Here is a 20,314-nt window from a genome sequence, read left to right on the forward strand (position 1 = left end):
GCATCGGACATAATATTGCGCAAAATCTGCGCTTCGGTAACAATTGATTCTTGGAAAGTCAACAAGGCTGACATAAAGTCACGCAAAAGCGAGGACCACATGGCCGATACCGGAGCCCCCGGGGGCGAAACGCTCCTGTTTCTGACCGACGAACAGCTGCGCAAGGGCATCGAGGCGATGTTCTTTGCCTATCGCGGCTTCACCGCCGATCCGGACCGGATTCTGGACCAGCACGATTATGGCCGGGCGCATCACCGCGCCATTCACTTCATCAACCGCGAGCCGGGTCTGACGGTGACGACGCTCATTTCCGTGCTGGGGGTGACGAAGCAGAGCCTGAACCGGGTGCTGCGCACGCTCATCGACGATGGTCTGGTGGAAAGCCGGGTCGGGCGGCGCGACAAGCGCGAGCGACATCTCTATCTGACCGAGAAAGGCGCGGTGCTGGAACGCGAACTGTCCGAGGCGCAGCGGGTGCGGATGCGCGCCGCCTATCGCGCGGCGGGGCCGCAGGCGGTGGCGGGCTTCCGTCAGGTGCTCGAAGCGATGATGGACCCGGCGATGCGGCGCCATTATCAGATGCTGAAGGATGGTGCGTGATGCCCGCCCCCTCGACGCCGCATCTGCTGATTGTCGATGATGACGAACGGATCCGGGGACTTCTGCAGAAGTTCCTGATGCGCAACGGCTTTCTGGTCACCTCTGCGCGCGACGCGGCCCATGCGCGGCGGCTCCTCTCGGGGCTCGAGTTCAACCTGATCGTGCTTGACGTGATGATGCCGGGCGAAGACGGGCTTTCGCTGACCCGCGATCTGCGCACCAAGATGGCGACGCCGATCCTGCTTTTGACCGCGCGCGGCGAGACCCGCGAGCGGATCGAGGGGTTCGAGGCCGGGGCCGATGATTATCTGGCCAAACCCTTCGAGCCGAAGGAGCTGCTGCTGCGCATCAATGCGATCTTGCGGCGCGTGCCGGAGGCGGTGACGGCGGGGCCGAAATATCTGTCGCTCGGGCCGCTGCGCTATGATCTCGACCGCGGCGAGCTCAGTCAGGGCGAGCAACCGGTGCGGCTGACCGCGACGGAAGCGGCGCTGATGCGAATCTTTGCCGCCCATGCGGGCGAGGTGATCGGGCGCACGGAACTGATCGAGGAACTCGGGCGCGACCGCTCCGCCAGCGCCGAGGAAGGCGCGGGCGACCGCGCCGTCGACGTGCAGATTACCCGTCTGCGCCGCAAGATCGAGCCCGACCCGCGCGAGCCGCGCTACCTGCAGACGGTGCGCGGACTTGGCTACATGCTTGCGCCCGATTGAGGCGCGCAAGCCGCTGCCCCAGCGACAAAAAAGCGCGAATCCCCCCGAGCCGCGGCATTTCGCCTCACCCTCTTGTGAATGTATGCTGGACTGCGGGTTTCCCGGGCGCTAAACGGGGCACTGTCCGGCCGCATTCTGTGTGGCCCGCAATGGCGCATCGACTTGAATTTCAAGTTCGGGGAAGGGAGAAGACACGTGTCCCACGCAGAAGACAACGCAGGCACTCGGAGGGATTTCCTCTACCATGCCACCGCCGCCACCGGCGTGGTGGTGACCGGCGCGGCCGTTTGGCCGCTGATCAACCAAATGAACGCTTCGGCTGACGTGAAGGCGCTTGCGTCTATCTTCGTCGACGTCTCGGCGGTCGAAGTGGGCACCCAGCTCACCGTGAAATGGCGCGGCAAGCCGGTGTTCATCCGCCGCCGCGACGAAAAGGACATCGAGCTGGCCCGTTCGGTTCCGCTCGGCGCCCTGCGCGACCAATCGGCCGAGAACGCCAACAAGCCGGGCGCGGAAGCGACCGACGAAAACCGGACCATCCCGGCGTTCGACGGCTCCAACACCGGCGAATGGCTGGTGATGCTCGGCGTTTGTACCCACCTCGGCTGCGTGCCGATGGGCGACAAGTCGGGCGACTTTGGCGGCTGGTTCTGCCCCTGCCACGGCTCGCACTACGATTCGGCGGGCCGTATCCGCAAGGGCCCCGCACCGCGCAACCTCGACATTCCGGTCGCGGCGTTCACCGACGCTACGACGATCAAGCTGGGCTGAGGGGAAAGACACATGTCCGGAATTCCGCACGACCATTACGAGCCCAAGACGGGCATCGAGAAGTGGCTGCACGACCGCCTGCCGATCGTCGGCCTCGTCTATGACACCATCATGATCCCGACGCCGAAGAACCTGAACTGGTGGTGGATCTGGGGGATCGTCCTCGCCTTCACGCTGGTGCTGCAGATCGTCACCGGCGTCGTGCTGGCGATGCACTACACGCCGCATATCGACATGGCCTTCGCCTCGGTCGAACACATCATGCGCGACGTGAACGGTGGCTGGGCGATCCGCTACATCCACGCCAACGGCGCGTCGCTGTTCTTCCTTGCCGTCTACATCCACATCTTCCGCGGCCTCTACTACGGGTCTTACAAGGCCCCGCGCGAGATCACCTGGATCGTCGGCATGGTCATCTACCTGCTGATGATGGGCACCGCCTTCATGGGCTACGTGCTGCCGTGGGGTCAGATGTCGTTCTGGGGCGCCACCGTGATCACCGGCCTCTTCGGCGCGATCCCGGGCATCGGGACGTCGATCCAGGCGTGGCTCCTTGGCGGGCCGGCGGTCGACAACGCGACGCTCAACCGCTTCTTCTCGCTGCACTATCTGCTGCCCTTCGTGATCGCGGCCCTCGTCGCCATCCACATCTGGGCGTTCCACACCACCGGCAACAACAACCCGACCGGGGTTGAAGTCCGCCGCACCTCGAAAGCCGATGTCGAGAAGGACACCCTGCCCTTCTGGCCGTACTTCGTGATCAAGGACCTGTTCGCGCTTGCCCTCGTGCTGCTCGGCTTCTTCGCCGTCGTCGCCTACATGCCGAACTTCCTTGGCGAGCCGGACAACTACATCCAGGCCAACCCGCTGCAAACGCCCGCTCACATCGTTCCGGAATGGTACTTCCTGCCGTTCTACGCGATCCTGCGCGCCTTCACCGCGGACGTCTGGGTCGTGATCATCGTGGACAAGCTGACGCTGGGCATCGTCGACGCCAAGTTCTTCGGCGTGATCGCGATGTTCGGGGCGATCCTTGCGATGGCGCTGGCGCCGTGGCTCGACACCTCGAAAGTCCGTTCGGGCGCCTATCGTCCGAAGTTCAAGAAGTTCTTCTGGCTGCTCGTCGCCGACTTCATCCTGCTTGCCTGGGTGGGCGCGATGCCGGCTGCGGAACCCTATGCGACGATCTCGCTGATCGGGGCGACCTACTGGTTCGCTTACTTCCTCGTCATCCTGCCGTTCCTCGGTGCTACCGAGAAACCGGAACCGATCCCGGCCACGATCGAGGAAGACTTCAACAGCCACTACGGCAACCCGGCCGAGTGAGGGAAGGGAAAGATATCATGAAAAAGATTCTGATCTCTGCCGTTTCCGCCCTGGTTCTCGGTTCCGGCGCGGCACTGGCGAACAACAACGTGCCCGATCATGCCTTCAGCTTCGAAGGGATCTTCGGCAAGTACGATCAGGCGCAGCTGCGCCGCGGCTTCCAGGTCTATTCGGAAGTCTGCTCGGCTTGCCACGGCATGAAGTTCGTGCCGATCCGCACCCTGTCGGATGACGGCGGCCCGCAGCTTGACCCGACGGTCGTGCGCGAATATGCGGCCGGTCTCGACACCATCATCGACAAGGACACGGGCGAAGAGCGGGACCGCAAGGAAACCGACATGTTCCCGACCCGCGTCGGTGACGGCATGGGCCCGGACCTTTCGGTGATGGCCAAGGCGCGCGCGGGCTTCTCGGGCCCGAACGGCACCGGCATGAACCAGCTCTTCAAGGGCATCGGCGGTCCGGAATACATCTACAACTACGTCATCGGTTTCGAAGAAAACCCGGAATGCGCCCCGGACGGGATCGACGGCTACTACTACAACAAGGTCTTCCAGGTGGGCGGCGTGCCGGACACCTGCAAGGACGCGACCGGGACGAAGATCACCCACGGCAGCTGGGCGCGCATGCCCCCGCCGCTGACCGACGATCAGGTCACCTACGAAGACGGCACCAAGGCGACCGTGGACCAGATGGCCCAGGACGTCGCCGCCTTCCTGATGTGGGCGGCCGAGCCGAAGCTCGTAGCGCGCAAGCAGATGGGCATGGTGGCTTTCGTCATGCTCGGCCTGATGAGCGTTCTGCTCTATCTGACCAACAAGCGTCTGTGGGCGCCTTACAAGGGCCACAAGGCCTGAGTGACGCCGGACACATGAAACCGAAACGCGCCCCACGGGGCGCGTTTTGCATTTCGGGGCAGGGAAAGCGCGACGGGCTCTGCCGAGACCGCCGCGAGGGGTCAGGGCCGCGCGCCGTAGCGGGCCAGGAACATCTCGATCGCGCCCTCGATCACCCGGGCGCGGCGTTCGTTCGGATAGTCGGAGAGTGCTCCGCAGATGAAGCCGTGATAGGCATCGGCCTTGCACAGCTCGGCGAACTGATCGGCGGCCAGATCGAAATCCTCGATCACCAGCTCGCCGCGCTCGGTCGCCTTCCTCAGGTAGTCGCCCATCCGCGAGCGCACCAGAAGCGGTCCCGAGTCATAGAACTGCTGCCCCAGCGCCGGAAAACGGTCGGTCTCGGCCACGCACAGCCGATAGGTCTGCAGACCCAGCGGCGAGGTGATGTAATCGATCAGCCTGTTGCCGGCATAGCGCAGAACCTCGCGCACGGGCTTGTCGCCCTGATTGATGAACTCGAGCGCCTCGTCGGCCTGCCGCTTGCACTCGCCGGTCGCGATCGCCATGAACAGCAGCCGCTTGTCCGGGAAGTAGCTGTAGAGCGTCGCCTTGGACACCCCGGCCTCGCGGGCGATGTCATCGACCGAAGCCCCTTCGAAGCCATCGCGCAGAAAGACCTTGCGCGCGCCTTCCAGAACCTGATCGAACTTGCGACCCTTCTTGATACCGACTTGGACCTGCGTCATGACAAGCCCGCCTCCACGGGCGCCTCACTTTAGACCTTGCCCAGAAACCGGGCAAGTCGCGCCGGACCGGAAAACCTCGCTTTGCGTTACGTATCGGAATGTATCGCGCCCTTGCCCCCGCGTCACAGGGCGTTAGAGTGCAGCGATGTTCAAGTTCCTGACGGGCCTGCTGGCCGATCCGCATCCGAAACCGCTGACCGCGGATGACGCCGACCTCGCCTTGGCGGCGCTTCTGGTGCGTCTTGCACGGTCGGATGGGCACTATGACGAAGACGAGCGCTTCCACATCGATCAGGTGCTCACGGCCCGCTCCGGCCTGTCGCACATCGAGGCGGCCGAGCTGCGCGCCCGCGCCGAGGAGGCCGAGGCCGAAGCCCCCGATACCGTGCGCTTCACCCGCGCGCTGAAGGAAAAGATCGCCTACGAGGACCGCATCGGCGTGATCGAGGCGCTCTGGCAGGTGGCGCTCGCCGATGACGCCCGCAACCCCGAGGAGGACGCGCTGATCCGTCTCGCGGCCCGGTTGCTGGGGGTTTCGGATCGCGATTCGGGGCTGGCGCGGCAAAGGGTAGCGGCCGGGCTGCCCTGAGTGCAGGCTTTGCCCATTCCCGCGCCATCTGCCTGTGCTTTTGGCGGCTTCCCTTGGGGCAAGCACAACTCGCCCGTTGCATTTGCCCCCGAAATCGCGCCAACTTGACCAACCGGACAAAGAGAAGCCGAACCGTGACCAACAGCCCGACTGCCCCGAGCCCCACTGCGCCTGTCATCGAAATCAGGGACCTGCACAAGAGCTACGGCTCCCTTGAAGTGCTCAAGGGCGTGTCGATCCGCGCCGAGCGGGGCACGGTCGTATCGCTCATCGGCTCGTCGGGGTCCGGGAAATCCACGCTGCTGCGCTGCTGCAACCTGCTCGAGGACAGCCAGTCGGGCGAGGTGATCTTTTCGGGCGAGGCGGTGAAATGGCAGGGCACCGGCCTTGCGCGCCGCCCTTCCGACCGCGCGCAGGTGACGCGGTTTCGCACCAACCTGTCGATGGTCTTCCAGCAGTTCAACCTCTGGAGCCACATGACGATCCTGCAAAACGTCATGGAGGCGCCGGTGACCGTGCTCGGCCACCCCGCCGCCGAGGTGGAACCGCTCGCCCGCAGCCTGCTCGCCAAGGTCGGCATCGGCGACAAGGCCGACGCCTGGCCCGCGCAGCTGTCGGGCGGCCAGCAACAACGCGCCGCGATCGCCCGCGCGCTCTGCATGCAGCCGCAGGCGCTTTTGTTCGACGAACCCACCTCGGCGCTCGATCCCGAGCTGCAGCAGGAGGTGGTGAAGGTGATCAAGGATCTGGCCGCCGAACACCGCACGATGATCCTCGTGACGCATGACATGCGGCTGGCGGCCGATGTCTCCGATCACGTCGTCTTCCTGCATCAGGGCCGCATCGAAGAGGAAGGCCCGCCCGAAACGCTGTTCGGCGCGCCGAAATCCGAACGTCTGAAGCAATTCCTGTCGGCAACGCTGCCGGCGTAAACAAGAACAACAAGACCCCAACCGTGGAGAGAGCCATGAAGAAGCTGATCCTGACCGCCGCAGCCCTGGCGCTGAGCGCGGGCACCGCCTTTGCGGGCGATGTCGTGCGCATGGGCACCGAGGGCGCCTATCCGCCCTACAACTTCATCAACGACAAGGGGGAAGTCGACGGGTTCGAGCGCGAACTGGGCGACACCCTGTGCACCAAGGCTGCGCTGAAATGCGAGTGGGTGACGAACGAATGGGACAGCATCATCCCGAACCTGCTCTCGGGCAACTATGACACGATCATCGCCGGGATGAGCATCACCGACGAGCGCAAGCAGACGATCGATTTCACGCAGAACTACATTCCGCCGGCGGCCTCGGCCTATGCGGCGAAATCGGCGGATGCGAACCTGAAAGGCGTCGTGGCCGCGCAGGTCGGCACGATCCAGGCCGATTACGTGGCGAAATCGGGCGCGACGCTTCTGGAATTCCCGACGCTCGACGACACGATCGCGGCGGTGAAGAACGGCGAGGCCGACGCGGTCTTTGCCGACAAGGACGCGATCAAGCCCTTCGTGACCGAAGGCGGCGAGCTGGTCTGGTCGGGCGCGGATGTGCCGCTGGGCGGCGGCGTCGGCATCGGCCTGCGCAAGTCGGACACCGAACTGAAGGCGAAATTCGACGCCGTGATCACCGCGATGAAAGCCGATGGCTCGCTCAATGCGATGATCAAGAAGTGGTTCGGCGACGACTCGCAAGTGTTCTGAGATCAGGCCTCCGGCGGGCGTATTTGAGCCAAGAAAAAGCAGCCGTTTTTTCCTGGTCCAAATACGCCCCCGCCGGAGGCGACCTTTCCCATGTTTGACAGCTGCGCCGATCCGAAATCCCTCGAGGGCCTTGCCTGGGCTCTGTGCTACCTGACCACAGGCAAGCACCTGCTTTTCTATGGCTCGTTCTTCGTGGTTCTGGCGCTGATGCTGATCGTGGCGCCGATCGCGCTGGCCTTCGGCTTTGGCGGCGCGATTGCCGCCCGCTCGCCCATCCTGCCGCTGCGCCTGTTCGGCAAGGCCTATACGGCGATGGTGCGCGGCATTCCCGACATCGTCTTCTTCCTGTTCGTCCCGGTCGCGATGGATCAGGGGCTCGAATATCTGCGCTATCTCTACAAATGCCCGCATGACGGCACGCCGGTCTGGGCGAACAACGAATTCGCCGTCTGCGCCGCCGCGAAACTGCCGCTGTCGACCGCACCGCAGATCTGGCACGAGGTCTATGGCTTCTTCCTCGCCGTGATCGCCTTCTCTGTCGTCTTCGGAGCCTTTGCCGCGAATGTGCTTTATGGCGCGATGAACGCCGTGCCGCGCGCGCAGCTGGAAACCGCGGAAGCCTATGGCATGACCACCGCGCAGGTGCGCCGCCGCATTCTCATTCCACAGATGTGGACCTATGCGCTGCCGGGCCTGTCGAATCTCTGGATGATCCTGATCAAGGCGACGCCGCTTTTGTTCCTGCTGGGCGTCGAGGACATCGTTTACTGGGCGCGCGAATTGGGCGCGACGAAATCGCAGCTTTACGACTTCCCGCATGGCGACTGGCGCGTGTGGTATGTGCTGGCGCTGCTTTGCTATTACCTTGGCATGACCAAGGTCTCGGAAATCGTGCTGGACCGGGTGACGAACCGCCTTTCGAAAGGTCAGGCGACGATGGCGGGCGAAGCGCAACGGAAGGCCGCGGCATGACCGATACCTGCCCGCAGATCATCGCCGATTATGCCTTCCGCTCGCTGGGCTATGGCGAGCGCGTGCTGCCGCGCTCCGACTTCACGCTGTGCCATGAATTCACCCTGATCGGCTCCGGCCTGATCTGGAACGTCTATTTCGGCACGCTCGCGCTGCTCTTCGGCTTTTTCTTCGCCACGGCGCTGGCGCTGGCGAAAGCCTCCTCGAACGGCTGGCTGCGCCGCCCGGCCGAGGCCTTCATTTTCGTCTTCCGCGGCTCGCCGCTCTTCATCCAGTTCTTCCTGGCTTACGAACTTCTGGTGCAACTGCCGAAAGCGGGCATCACGCTGGGCGGGCTGATCATTCCGACCGACTGGACCACCTCGGCCTGGGCGGGGGCGGCTTTCGTTCTGTTCCTGAACACCTCGGCCTATTCGGCGGAGATCTTCCACGGCGCGCTGATGGCGGTGCCGAAGGGCGATATCGAAGCCGCCGACGCCTATGGCCTGACCGGCTGGCAGAAGTTCCGCCGCATCCTCTGGCCGACGACGCTGCGGCTCGCCTGGCCCGCCTACACCAACGAAGCGATTTTCCTGTTTCATGCGACGACAATCGTCTTTTTCTCGGGATTTCCGGCGTATCAGCAGCGCGGCGACGCGCTTTATTACGCCAAGTTCTTCGCGGACAAGACGTTCAACCCATTCATCCCCTACCCGATCACCGCCTTCTATTTCATCCTGATCACGTTGACGCTGATCGGGTTGTTCGGGATGATCAACCGCCGTCTGAACCGGCATCTCCCGGGGCAATCCCGCCCCAAGCTGAGGATCAGGCCGCAAATCATCAGGTGAGGACATGGACTGGCTGAAGGAGCATCCCGAGGTGCGCACCATTCGCGTGGCTGCTGCGGACCTCAACGGGGTGGCAAGGGGTAAGCGCATACCCGCACGTTTCGCAAGCAAGGTTTTTTCCGAGGGAACACGATTTCCGTTCTCGGTGATGAACCTCGACATCTGGGGCGAGGACATCGAGGAAAGTCCGCTGGTCTTCGAGACCGGCGACTGCGATGGCCTGTTGCGCCCGACCGAGAGGGGCTTCATGCCGATGCCCTGGCTCGAGGCACCCACCGCGCTGTTGCCGATCTGGATGTTCCACATGGACGGCCGCCCCTATTCGGGCGATCCCCGGCAAGCGCTTGCGCGGGTCAAGGACCGCTACACCGAAAAGGGCCTGACGCCCGTGGTGGCGACGGAACTTGAGTTTTTCCTGATCGACGATTCCGGCACGAAGCTGCGCGTGCCGCCCTCGCCCCGCTCCGGCAAGCGCCGCACCGGCGGCGAGATCCTCAGCCTGCGGGCGCTCGATGCCTTCGATGGCTTCTTCACCGCGCTTTACGAGGCCTGCGAGGTGATGGACATCCCGGCCGATACGGCGATTTCGGAAGCCGGGCCGGGGCAGTTCGAGATCAACCTGATGCATCAGGCCGATCCGCTGAAGGCCGCCGATGACACCTGGCTCTTCAAGATGCTCGTCAAGGGTCTGGCGCGGCAGCATGGCTTTGCCGCCTCGTTCATGGCCAAGCCCTATGACCTGTGGTCGGGCAACGGGATGCACACGCATTTCTCGATCCTCGACAAGGACGGCGAGAACATCTTCAACGATGGCACCGAGAAGGGCTCGGATGCGCTGCGCTCGGCGGTGGCGGGCTGTCTGGCCGCCCTGCCCGGTTCGACGCTGATCTTTGCGCCGCATCAGAACAGCTACACGCGGCTGGTGCCGAACGCCCACGCGCCCACCGGCATCGGCTGGGCCTATGAGAACCGCACCGCAGCGCTGCGGATCCCGTCTTCGGGGCCTCAGGCGCGGCGGATCGAGCATCGGGTGGCGGGGGGCGACGTCAACCCCTATCTGATGATCGCGGCGATCCTTGGCGCGGCGCTGGTGGGCCTCGAGGACAAGATGGTTCCCGACGATCCGATCGTCGGCAATGCCTATGCGCAATATCTGCCGCAGCTTCCGGCGACGTGGAACATGGCGATCAACCAGTTCGACAGCTGCCCGCTGATCAAGCGCATCTTCGAGGAAGAGCTGATCGAGAACTTCCTGATGACCAAGCGTCAGGAGATCCACTACATGGCGGAACTGTCCGAGGAAGAGCAGACCGAGCTTTACCTCGACACCGTCTGAGCAAAGCCATCTGAAAAACCGGGGGGCTGCCGCCCCCCGGACCCCCTGCGCGTATTTCGACCAAGAAGAAGGCAGGCGCCTTGCTTTTTGATCAAATATCCGAGGGGGCACCCAAGGGGCCGACGGCCCCCCTTGCCCGGGTCGCGCCGCAGGGCTACGCTTGAGCCACCCAATCACGAGACTTTCATGCGTATCGGCATCTTGCAGACCGGCCAGTCCCCCGACATCTTGCGGGGGGAGGCGGGCGATTATCCCGACATGTTCGTGGCGCTTTTGCGCGATCACGGGCTGACATTCCAGACCTTCAACGTCGAGGCGATGGAGTTTCCCGCCTCGGTCCATGACTGCGAGGGCTGGCTGATCACCGGCTCGCGGCATGGCGCCTATGAGAGCCATCCGTTCATTCAGCCGCTCGAAGCCTTCATCCGCGAAGCGATCGCGGAAAAGGTGCCGATGGTGGGCATCTGTTTTGGCCATCAGATCATCGCGCAGGCGATGGGCGGCAAGGTCGAACGGTTTCCGGGCGGCTGGGCCGTGGGGCCGCAGGTCTATGATTTCGGCGGTGATCCGGTCACGCTGAACGCCTGGCACCGCGATCAGGTGACGGTCCGGCCCGAGGCGGCCGAGGTCATCGCCTGCAACGAGTTTTGCGAAAACGCGGCGCTGGTCTATGGCGAGACCGCGCTGACGATTCAGGCCCATCCCGAATTCCGCGATGCCTTCGTCGAGGGGCTGATGGCGACGCGCGGCCCGGGTCTGGTGCCCGATCCGCTGATGGCGGCGGCGCGGGCGAAGATGGCCGAGGGCAAGGGCACCGATGCCGCCCGCGTGGCCGACCGGATCGCCGATTTCTTCATGGCGAAGCGGGGGTGAGATGTACCGCCTGCCCGCCTTTGCCGAGGATGACGCCGAGACGCTCTCGGCGCTGATTGCGGCGCATCCGCTGGGCCTTTTGATCAGTTCGGGCCCGGGCGGGATCATGGCGGGGCCGATCCCCTTTCAGCTGGTGACGACCGACGCGGGCCGCGTGCTGCGCGCCCATCTGGCGAAAGCCAATCCGCAACTGGCCGAGATCGCGGCGGCGCCCGAGGTGCTCGTGGTCTTTCAACCGGCCGAGGCCTATGTCCACCCCGGCTGGTATCCGACCAAGGCCGAGCATCACCGCGTCGTGCCGACCTGGAATTACGCGATGGTGCAGTTGCGCGGCACGGCGCGGCTGATCCATGACGAACCCTTCCTGCGGGCGCAGATCGACGCGCTGACCCAGGCGCAGGAAGCTCACCGCCCCGACGCCTGGGCCGTCTCTGACGCGCCCGAGGAGTTCATCGCCGCGCAGTTGCGCGGGATCGTGGGGCTCGAGATCGACATCCTTTCGATGGAAGGAAAACTGAAGCTTTCGCAGAACCGGGGCAAACCGGACCGCGCAGGCGTTCGGGCAGGCATGATGGCCGAAGGCGTGCCATTGGCCCGCCTGATGCCCGACCCCGAGGCGTGACGTCCGACTTCCCCGAAACATTTTGGAAAGCGAAAGACATGTCACGCAAATCCCCGGACTGGACTGCCCTCATTCCCAAAGCCGCCCGCGACTACATCGCCGGGCGCCGCCTTGACGAGGTGGAATGCATCGTTGCCGATATCGCGGGCGTTGCCCGCGGCAAGGCCATGCCCGCCTCGAAATTCGCCTATCAGGACCGCTTCTACCTGCCGAATTCGATCTTTTTGCAGACGATCACCGGCGAATGGGCCGACAACCCGATGGGCGCCTTCACCGAGCCCGACATGGTGCTGACGCCCGACTGGTCGACCACCTCGGCTGCGCCCTGGACCGCCGACATCACGCTGCAGGTGATCCACGACGTCTTCGACCAGAGCGGCGAGCCGATGCCGGTCGCCCCGCGCAACGTGCTCAAGCGCATCGTCGCGCTTTACGAGGCCGAGGGCTGGAAGCCGATCGTCGCCCCCGAGATGGAATTCTTTCTGGTCGCGCGCAACCTGGACCCGAACCAGCCGATCATCCCGCCGATGGGGCGCTCGGGGCGCCGCGCGGCGGCGAAACAGGCCTATTCGATGTCGGCGGTCGATGAATACGGCAAGGTGATCGACGATATCTATGATTTCGCCGAGGCGCAGGGCTTCGAGATCGACGGCATCTTGCAGGAAGGCGGCGCGGGTCAGGTCGAGATCAACCTGGCCCATGGCGATCCGGTGGCCTTGGCCGATCAGATCTTCTACTTCAAGCGGCTGATCCGCGAGGCGGCCTTGCGCCACGATTGCTTTGCCACCTTCATGGCGAAACCGATCGAGGGCGAACCCGGCTCGGCGATGCACATCCACCAGTCGGTGATCGATGCGAAGACCGGGCGGAACATCTTCTCGAACCCCGATGGCGGCGAGAGCGAGCAGTTTTTGCATTTCATCGCCGGCATGCAGACGCATCTGCCCGCGGTGGTGGCGCTGCTGGCGCCTTACGTGAACAGCTATCGCCGCTACGTCCCGGATTTTGCCGCCCCGATCAACATCGAATGGGGCCGCGACAACCGCACGACCGGGTTGCGGGTGCCGATCTCGGACCCCTCCGGGCGGCGGCTGGAAAACCGGCTCGCGGGGATGGATTGCAACCCCTATCTGGGCCTCGCCGCCTCGATGGTCTGCGGCTATCTGGGCCTGAAGGAAAAGAAGATGCCGCGGGCGGAATGTCAGGGCGACGCCTATATGGGCGAGACCGACCTGCCCTTCAATCTGGGCGATGCGCTCGATCTGTTTTCCGACAGTGGCCCCGTGCGCGAGGCGCTGGGGATCGAGTTCTGCACCGTCTACGAGGCGGTCAAACGCAACGAATACAAGGAATTCCTGCAGGTCATCAGCCCGTGGGAGCGCGAACACCTTCTGCTGAACGTGTGACGCATGGATCTGTTGCATGTGAATGATCAGGCGGGGGAATACCCCGCCAGCTTCTACGCATCCACGCGGGATCCCTCGCCCGAGCGGCCGCGGCTCGCGGGCGAGGTCCGCGCCGATGTCTGCGTCGTCGGCGGCGGGTATACGGGCTTGTCGGCCGCCCTGCATCTGGCGCGCGCCGGCCGCAAGGTCGTCGTGCTGGAGGCGCATCGGGCGGGCTTTGGCGCCTCTGGCCGCAATGGCGGGCAGATCGGCTCGGGGCAGCGGCTCGATGTCGGCACGCTGGAAAAGATGGTGGGCAAGGGCACGGCCCGTCGGCTCTGGGACATGGCCGAGGAGGCGAAGGCGCTGACCTATGGCCTCGCCGATCAGGCGGGCGTGCCGACCCATCGCGGCGTCGCGCATCTGGGCCGCAAGGCGTCCGAGGTGGCGTGGCTGCACGCGGAGGCAGACCATCTGGCCAGCCATTACGGCTATGACCAGATCGAGACGCTCGACAAGGCCGCGGCGCAGGCGCTGGTGCCCTCGCCCGTCTATACCGGCGGCGATCTGGACCATGGCGCGGGGCATGTGCATCCGCTGAACCTGTGCCTTGGGCTGGCGCGTCTGGCCGAGGCGGCAGGCGCGGTGATCTACGAGCGCTCGGCGGTGGCGAAGATCACCCACGGCCAACAGGCGGGGGCGAAAAGCCGGATCGAGACCGACGCGGGCGCCGTGATCGCGGATCATGTGGTTCTGGGCGCGAATGGCTACCTTGACCGTCTCGAGCCGCAGATCGCGGCGCGGGTGATGCCGATCAACAATTACATCGTCGCGACCGAGCCTTTGGGCGATCGGGTGCGCGAGGTGCTGACGCGCGACATCGCCGCCCATGACCTGAAATTCGTCGTCAATTACTGGCGCCTGCACGAGGATCGGCTGATCTTCGGCGGCGGCGAGACGGTCAGCTACCGCTTTCCCGCCGATATCGCGGCGAAGGTGCGCAAGCCCTTGGAAGAGGTCTATCCGCAGCTGAAAGGCGTGAAATTCACCCATGCCTGGGGCGGCACGCTGGCCATTACCGTGAACCGGATGCCCTGCTTTCGCCGCCCGGCGCCGAATTGTCTCTCGGCCTCGGGCTATTCCGGGCATGGGGTGGCGCTCTCGATCCATGCGGGGAAACTGATGGCCGAGGCGATCACCGCCACGGGCGACGGGTTTGACGTGATGGCGCGCCTGCCGCAGCCCAGTTTTCCGGGCGGCGCGGCGCTGCGGTTTCCGCTTCTGGTGGCGGGCATGGCCTGGTTTGGCCTGCGCGATCGGCTGGGCGTCTAGGCGGCGCTTGGCCGCGTCGCGAAACTTTCACTTGGCGCGCGCGGGGCACAGGTCTAAAGCATTGCTGAATGTCACATTCAGGAAAGCTGAACATGCCCCGCGACGGCCAGACCCCTCCGAATTGCTATGATGCCGAACCGATCCCCGAGGCCGCCCGCGCCGAGATCGAACGGCTGCTCGCGACCGGAGACCTGTTCCGCTACACGTCGGAGAATGCGCCGGTCGCCAAGCTCGAGGCGGAATTCGCCGAATTGTTGGGCGTGCGCTACGCGGTCTGCGTCGCGTCCTGCTCGGCGGCCCTCTTCCTGTCGCTGAAAGCGCTCGACCTGCCGCGCGGCGCCCGCGTGCTGGTGCCCGCCTTCACCTTTGCCGCCGTGCCGTCCTCGATCGTGCATGCCGATTGCGAGCCGGTGCTGGTCGAGGTGGGGGCGAATTTCCGCATCGATCTGGACGACTTCCGCGCCAAATTCGACGACACGATCGCGGCGGTGATGATCAGCCACATGCGCGGCCATACCTCGGACATGGACGTGATCATGGAGCTGGCCAACGCGAAAGGCGTGCCGGTGATCGAGGATGCGGCGCACAGCTTGGGCACGCTCTGGCACGGCAAGAAGATCGGCACGATCGGCAAGGTCGGCTGCTTCAGCTTCCAGAGCTACAAGATGGTGAACGCGGGCGAAGGCGGCGTGCTGGTGACCGACGATCCGGAGCTGGCCGCGCGGGCGATCATCATGTCGGGCGCCTACGAGCAGAACTGGAAGAAACACCCGGGGCTCGCCAACAGCTTCGTGCATTGGCAAAACAAGCTGCCGCTTTACAACACGCGGATGCAGAACCTGTCGGCTGCGGTGATCCGCCCGCAGTTGCCCGAGCTGGATCGGCGTGTCACGGCGGGGTTGGCCAATCACGACTATGTCGCGGAGAAGCTGAACGAAAGCCCGTGGCTTGACGTGCCGCCGCCGCTTGCCCCGGAAACCCGTGCCCCCGACAGCCTGCAATTCAATCTGGTGGGCGACTGGACCGATGCGGAAGCGATCCGGCTTCAGGACGAGGCGAAATCGCGCGGCGTCGGCGTGCAGGTCTTCGGCCTTTCGCCCGACAATGCCCGCGCGTTCTGGAACTGGCAGTTTCTGGGCGAGCTGCCCGAGCTGCCGAAAACGCGCGCGATGCTGATGCGCGCCTGCGACACCCGCCTGCCCGCGCGGCTGACCCGCCCGGAGCTTGACTTCATCGCCTCCGCCATTGTCGAGGCGGCCGCGGCGGTCAAAGGCTGACGCAGCCTCCGGTCCCAAAGGGGAAGAGCGTATTTGGGCCAAGAAGAAGCCCCGGGCTTTTTCTTGGGAAAAATACGCTGGGGGGTTTGGGGTGAAGGGGGACCGTGGCGCCAGTGGCGCCGCGTAAGCCCCCTGAACGCCCCCCTGCCTTACATCCCCAGCCGCGTGATCTCGATTTTCGGGCAGCGGTCCATCACCACCAGCTTGCCCGCGGCGCGGGCTTGCGCCGCCGCCTCGGCGTGGATCACCCCCAACTGCAGCCAAAGCACCCGCGCCTCGGGGCGATGGGTCAGCATCTGCGCGACAATGTCCGGCACAGCCTCGGGGGCGCGGAAGACATCAACCATGTCGATCGCGATATCGGACGGGATCGCGGCCAGATCGGGATAGATCGTCTCGCCCAGCGCCACCTGCCCGGCCAGCCCCGGATTGACCGGAATCACCCGGTAGCCGCGCGCCTGCAGGAAGGCCGCCACCGCATGCGAGGGACGATCAGGCTTGGCGGAAAAGCCCAAAAGGGCAATGGTGCGGACCCGGGACAGGATCTCGCGCAGCTCGGCTTCGGTCATCGGCGCCTCCGGTCAAGAAAAAGCGCCCGGACCACAGGGGGCACCGGGCGCGAAAGTGCGGAACGAGGGACAGTGACAGTCGACGCGGAGGTTCCAATGCCGCGCCCGATAAGTGAGACATAGGGATGTAAAGGCCGCGTTAAAGGGTCGCAGAAAAAGATTCCGCAAGGATCGCCCTTTCGTGATCTCACGCCCCGCCCCGACCGGAGCTTGCCGCGTAAAGCGCCACCGCCGCCGCGTTCGACACGTTGAGCGAGCCGAAGGCCCCGCCAAACGGGATCCGCACCAGATGATCGCAGGTCTCGCGGGTCTTTTCGCGCAGCCCCGGCCCCTCGGCGCCCAGAACGATGGCGACCGGCCGCGTGCCGACCTCGGCCAAGCCCTCGGCCAGCGTCATCGTCGCCTCGCCGGCGAGACCGATCAGCACATAGCCCATGTCGCGCAGCTCGCCCATCGCATCGGCCAGATTGGTGATGCGCAGATAGGGCTGCCGTTCCAGCGCGCCCGAGGCGGTCTTCGCCAGCGCCCCGGTTTCGGGCGCAGAATGGCGTGCAGGCGCGACGACGGCGCGGGCGCCGAACACCTCGGCCGAGCGCAGGATCGCGCCGACGTTATGCGGATCGGTGACGCGGTCGAGCAGCACGACCAAGGGCAGCCCCTCGCCCGTCAGCGCGACATCGGCGAGCTTGCCCCAGTCGAGCGGCTTCACCTCGAGGGCCGCGCCCTGGTGCACCTGATCGGGGCCGAGCGGCACCTGCGTGTCGAACTTGCGCGGCTCGAGGATCTCGGGTTCCAGCCCGCCCGCCGCGATCGCCTCGGCAAGCTTGTCGGCGGCGTTCTTCGTCAGCACCAGCCGCAGCTTGACCCGGGCCGGGTTCATCAGCGCATCGCGCACCGCATGCAGACCGAAAAGCCACAGCGTTTCCGCCGCCGCCGCCCGCTTGGCGCGTTCCTTCTCGATCACCCATTCCGGTTTCTTCATCGTGCTCTCCCGTTTCGATCTCTCTGCGCTGCGGGGCTCCTTTTGGCAAGAGGGCGCGAAATTGCTGCTTGACGCCCCCCGCCCCCTTCGTTACATCGCCCCACGTCGGGTGACGAGCTGCAAGGTGCGGCAGCGGACTGTAACTCCGCCGGGGAGACCCACGCCTGGTTCGATTCCAGGGTCACCCACCACTTTCCCGCAAGTGGTGATGATACCGACAAGGCCCGCTTGTGCGGGGCGCAAATCCCGCTAGTGTGACGCCAACCAAAAAGCCAAGCGCGGGCAGGATGCAGCCGATTTACAATGTTTTCTTCGTCGTGCAGGCGGGGCGTCTCGAATACGAGGCGATGATCTTCGCGGCCTCGTTCCGCGCCACGAATCCCGACTTCAAGGGGCGGCTGATCGCCGTCGAACCCTCGGGGGTGAAATGGTCGACGCCGGTGGCGATCTCGGATCCGGTGCGGCGCTTCCTGCTCGATCACGGCGTCGAAATCCTGCGCTTCGACAACCAGCACTTCGGCGAAAGCTATCCGCACGGCAACAAGATCGAGGCGATGGCCGCCCTGCCCGCGGGTCCGTTTGTCTTCTTCGACACCGACACGCTGTTTCTGGGACCGCTGGCGCAGGTCGGCTTCGACTTCGACCGTCCCTCGGCCTCGATGCGGCGCGAGGGCACCTGGCCCGAGCCGCAGCTTTACGGCGCCGATTACACCACGATCTGGAAGAGCCTTTACGACAAGTTCGGGCTCGATTTCGAAAGCTCGCTGGATAAGAGCCAGTATGACGACTACTGGCAGCGCTATCTGTACTTCAACGCGGGCTGGTTCTTTGGCGCCGATGCGCAGGCCTTCGGCAAGCGCTTCCTGCATTATGCTCATGCGATCCGCTGGGACACGCCCGATGAACTGGCGAGCCAGTCGCTTGATCCCTGGCTCGATCAGGTGGCGCTGCCGCTGGTGATTCACAGTTTCTGCGGCGGGCGGCCGGGGCCGGAGCTGGCGGGGCTCGATGGCGATGTGACCTGCCATTACCGCGCCCTGCCGCTGCTTTATGCGCGCGAAAGCGATGCGGTCGTGGCGCAACTCGAAGCGATCTGCGCCCCGCAACCGATGAAGCGGATCCTGCGCCTTTACGAACCGGCGAAGAAGCTGATCTATCAGCGCAAGGGTCTGAAACTGCGCGCGAAATTCGACCGCAGCGCGCTACCCCGGCGCGAGTCGATGCTGCGCAACGCGATCAAGCGCGAGAAACTCTGGCTGCGCTGAGCCGCGCCTGATCGACGCACGGCGGGTTTCCCTGACTTGCGGCTTTCGCGCAACAGGCGGACTCTTTCCCCGCGACTGAACATTCATTCTGGGGGAATGACATGACCGTAAGAATTCTGACAGTCAGCGGCACCAACACGCCCCACGGCTATTCGCTGTCGGCCGGGGACTCTCTGATCGTGGCACCCGGCACGCTGGTGGTTGGCGCGACAGGCGATGGTGTCAACGTCGCGATCACAGGCGGATCCAGCCATTACGCGCGCATCTTCGGCAGCGTGATCGGCACCGATGACGGTCTCGAAGTTGGGGAAGGCAACACCAACTTCTCGATCCTCGTCGGAAATACCGGCCTGATTTCGGGATATTGGGGCATCTACGCCCCAGGGCGGGACGACCTGCGCGTGACGAACTTCGGCAGCATCACCGGCGTCAACACCGGGGTCTTTGCCACCGGCGACCGTGCCGTGATCCTCAACTACGGCGACATCGACGCCAGCGCGGGCGGTGGTGTCCAACTCGGTTCGCACACAGGCACCGACGGGACTGAATCGCGGCTGATCAACTTCGGCACCGTTTCGGGGCCCACGCATTCCGTGTTTGGATACGGGGGATCCGACGACATCGTGCGCAACCACGGCACCTTGCAAGGCTATGTCGAGCTTATGGGCGGCGCAGACACCTTGGCGAACCGGGGCGACATTGTCGGCAATATCGACATGGGGACTGCCGCTGACCTGCTTGACAACCGGTACGGGCAGATTGACGGCGACATCCATATGGGCGACGGCGCCGATACGCTGTTCAACCAGGGCGGCACGATGACCGGGACCGTCTGGCTTGACGAAGGGAACGACATCTACGACGGGCGCTCGGGAGCCGTGACCGGCGTGGTCTACGGCGGCATCGGCAACGACACATTCATCGGCAATGCGCTTGCGGCCGAAACCTTCGATGGCGGCGACGGCACGGACCAGATCGACTTCCGCTTTGGCCCCGCAGTGACGATCGCGCTGGATCAAAGCTTCGACAATGACGGCGCGGCGATCGGCGACAGCTACACCGGTTTCGAGAACGTTCTGGGTTCGGCACGGGCCGACATGATCCGGGGCAATGCCTCGGCCAACGTTCTCAATGCCCTCTCGGGGAACGACGATCTGGAGGGGGCGGCCGGCGCCGACACGCTCTACGGGCAGAACGGCAATGACACGCTCAGTGGCGGCGCTGACGTCGACGCGCTTCTGGGCGGCAGCGGCAATGACGTTTTCCTCTATGACGCGCTCGGCGATCGCGGCGATTCCATCGCCGATTTCAGCAATGTGGCGGGCAACAACGACCGGTTCTGGATCGATGCCTCGGAATTTGGCGGCGGGCTTGCGGCGGGCGCCCTTGCGGCGGCCGACTTCCGCATCCGCGTCGACAACGTCGCGCAGGATGCCAGCGACCGCTTCATCTTCCGCAGCAGCGATACGACGCTCTGGTTCGATGCCGACGGCAATGGCGCGGGCGCGCCGCTGATGGTGGCCGATCTTCAGGTGGGCGCGACAATGACCGCCGCGGACATCTTGCTGATCTGAACCAGCCGCGGCACGCGTCGCTCGGC

21 protein-coding genes and 1 tRNA gene are annotated in these 20,314 nt (G+C 64.8%); 19 read left to right on the forward strand and 3 right to left on the reverse strand.

Annotated features, from left to right (window positions below):
• Positions 1–99 precede the first annotated feature (99 nt).
• The 5 genes from C8J30_RS12860 (at position 100) to C8J30_RS12880 (ending at position 4,267) form a co-directional block, all read left to right on the forward strand.
• Positions 100–600, forward strand: a complete 501-nt coding sequence (locus C8J30_RS12860; protein ID WP_110806255.1) for a MarR family winged helix-turn-helix transcriptional regulator — start codon at positions 100–102, stop codon at positions 598–600.
• Positions 600–1,313 (forward strand): response regulator, encoded by a 714-nt coding sequence (locus C8J30_RS12865; RefSeq protein ID WP_110806256.1) that lies wholly within the window; start codon positions 600–602, stop codon positions 1,311–1,313. The genes C8J30_RS12860 and C8J30_RS12865 overlap by 1 nt, the downstream gene beginning before the upstream one ends.
• Before the next feature lie 195 nt (positions 1,314–1,508).
• On the forward strand, positions 1,509–2,084 hold the full coding sequence (gene petA / locus C8J30_RS12870; RefSeq protein WP_110806257.1) for a ubiquinol-cytochrome c reductase iron-sulfur subunit: 576 nt from the start codon (positions 1,509–1,511) through the stop codon (positions 2,082–2,084).
• A 12-nt stretch (positions 2,085–2,096) separates the two neighbouring features.
• Positions 2,097–3,410 carry a cytochrome b gene (gene petB, locus C8J30_RS12875; protein ID WP_110806258.1) on the forward strand — a complete coding sequence of 438 codons (1,314 nt, stop codon included), beginning with the start codon at positions 2,097–2,099 and terminating at the stop codon, positions 3,408–3,410.
• Positions 3,411–3,427: 17 nt separating this feature from the next.
• Complete coding sequence (locus tag C8J30_RS12880) at positions 3,428–4,267, forward strand: cytochrome c1 (RefSeq protein ID WP_110806326.1); 840 nt, start codon at positions 3,428–3,430, stop codon at positions 4,265–4,267.
• A gap of 101 nt (positions 4,268–4,368) precedes the next feature.
• On the opposite strand, the gene C8J30_RS12885 is transcribed toward C8J30_RS12880, so the two are convergent.
• Positions 4,369–4,995: a TetR/AcrR family transcriptional regulator gene (locus tag C8J30_RS12885; RefSeq protein WP_110806259.1), complete on the reverse strand. Its 627-nt coding sequence runs from the start codon at positions 4,993–4,995 to the stop codon at positions 4,369–4,371.
• Between the two features lie 145 nt (positions 4,996–5,140).
• Here C8J30_RS12885 and C8J30_RS12890 point away from each other — a divergent pair, with 145 nt between their 5' ends.
• From C8J30_RS12890 to C8J30_RS12940, 11 genes are all read left to right on the forward strand, one after another.
• Positions 5,141–5,584: a tellurite resistance TerB family protein gene (locus C8J30_RS12890; protein ID WP_110806260.1), complete on the forward strand. Its 444-nt coding sequence runs from the start codon at positions 5,141–5,143 to the stop codon at positions 5,582–5,584.
• A gap of 134 nt (positions 5,585–5,718) precedes the next feature.
• Entirely contained in the window at positions 5,719–6,516 is a 798-nt protein-coding gene (locus tag C8J30_RS12895; protein ID WP_110806261.1) for an ABC transporter ATP-binding protein, read from the forward strand.
• Between the two features lie 35 nt (positions 6,517–6,551).
• The gene (locus C8J30_RS12900) at positions 6,552–7,271 is read left to right on the forward strand and encodes a transporter substrate-binding domain-containing protein (protein WP_110806262.1); all 720 of its coding nucleotides are present in this window, start codon (positions 6,552–6,554) and stop codon (positions 7,269–7,271) included.
• A 90-nt stretch (positions 7,272–7,361) separates the two neighbouring features.
• Complete coding sequence (locus C8J30_RS12905) at positions 7,362–8,243, forward strand: ABC transporter permease (protein ID WP_110806263.1); 882 nt, start codon at positions 7,362–7,364, stop codon at positions 8,241–8,243.
• Positions 8,240–9,073, forward strand: a complete 834-nt coding sequence (locus tag C8J30_RS12910) for an ABC transporter permease (RefSeq protein WP_110806264.1) — start codon at positions 8,240–8,242, stop codon at positions 9,071–9,073. The genes C8J30_RS12905 and C8J30_RS12910 overlap by 4 nt, the downstream gene beginning before the upstream one ends.
• A 4-nt stretch (positions 9,074–9,077) precedes the next feature.
• A complete protein-coding gene (locus C8J30_RS12915; RefSeq protein WP_110806265.1) occupies positions 9,078–10,409 on the forward strand; it encodes a glutamine synthetase family protein in 1,332 nt (443 codons plus the stop codon).
• A gap of 186 nt (positions 10,410–10,595) precedes the next feature.
• Positions 10,596–11,282 carry a type 1 glutamine amidotransferase gene (locus C8J30_RS12920; RefSeq protein WP_110806266.1) on the forward strand — a complete coding sequence of 229 codons (687 nt, stop codon included), beginning with the start codon at positions 10,596–10,598 and terminating at the stop codon, positions 11,280–11,282.
• 1 nt (position 11,283) lies between these two features.
• Entirely contained in the window at positions 11,284–11,904 is a 621-nt protein-coding gene (locus C8J30_RS12925; RefSeq protein WP_110806267.1) for an FMN-binding negative transcriptional regulator, read from the forward strand.
• Between the two features lie 38 nt (positions 11,905–11,942).
• On the forward strand, positions 11,943–13,310 hold the full coding sequence (locus C8J30_RS12930; RefSeq protein WP_110806268.1) for a glutamine synthetase family protein: 1,368 nt from the start codon (positions 11,943–11,945) through the stop codon (positions 13,308–13,310).
• 3 nt (positions 13,311–13,313) lie between these two features.
• Positions 13,314–14,621 (forward strand): NAD(P)/FAD-dependent oxidoreductase, encoded by a 1,308-nt coding sequence (locus tag C8J30_RS12935; RefSeq protein ID WP_110806269.1) that lies wholly within the window; start codon positions 13,314–13,316, stop codon positions 14,619–14,621.
• A gap of 92 nt (positions 14,622–14,713) precedes the next feature.
• Positions 14,714–15,898 carry a DegT/DnrJ/EryC1/StrS family aminotransferase gene (locus C8J30_RS12940; protein ID WP_110806270.1) on the forward strand — a complete coding sequence of 395 codons (1,185 nt, stop codon included), beginning with the start codon at positions 14,714–14,716 and terminating at the stop codon, positions 15,896–15,898.
• Between the two features lie 149 nt (positions 15,899–16,047).
• Here C8J30_RS12940 and C8J30_RS12945 read toward each other — a convergent pair whose 3' ends face one another.
• Positions 16,048–16,467, reverse strand: coding sequence for a CoA-binding protein (locus C8J30_RS12945; protein ID WP_110806271.1), 420 nt, complete (start codon positions 16,465–16,467; stop codon positions 16,048–16,050).
• A 187-nt stretch (positions 16,468–16,654) separates the two neighbouring features.
• Entirely contained in the window at positions 16,655–17,449 is a 795-nt protein-coding gene (gene rlmB, locus C8J30_RS12950) for a 23S rRNA (guanosine(2251)-2'-O)-methyltransferase RlmB (protein WP_110806272.1), read from the reverse strand.
• Positions 17,450–17,556: 107 nt separating this feature from the next.
• Here rlmB and C8J30_RS18670 point away from each other — a divergent pair.
• The 3 genes from C8J30_RS18670 to C8J30_RS12960 all read left to right on the forward strand — a co-directional run bounded on the left by C8J30_RS18670 (position 17,557) and on the right by C8J30_RS12960 (position 20,288).
• Positions 17,557–17,640: transfer RNA gene (locus tag C8J30_RS18670), tRNA-Tyr, on the forward strand.
• A gap of 96 nt (positions 17,641–17,736) precedes the next feature.
• On the forward strand, positions 17,737–18,714 hold the full coding sequence (locus C8J30_RS12955) for a hypothetical protein (RefSeq protein ID WP_110806273.1): 978 nt from the start codon (positions 17,737–17,739) through the stop codon (positions 18,712–18,714).
• A gap of 101 nt (positions 18,715–18,815) precedes the next feature.
• Positions 18,816–20,288, forward strand: coding sequence for a calcium-binding protein (locus C8J30_RS12960; protein WP_110806274.1), 1,473 nt, complete (start codon positions 18,816–18,818; stop codon positions 20,286–20,288).
• The last annotated feature ends 26 nt before the right edge of the window (positions 20,289–20,314 follow it).

The sequence above is a fragment of the Rhodobacter viridis genome (assembly GCF_003217355.1).
Lineage (GTDB): Bacteria > Pseudomonadota > Alphaproteobacteria > Rhodobacterales > Rhodobacteraceae > Rhodobacter > Rhodobacter viridis.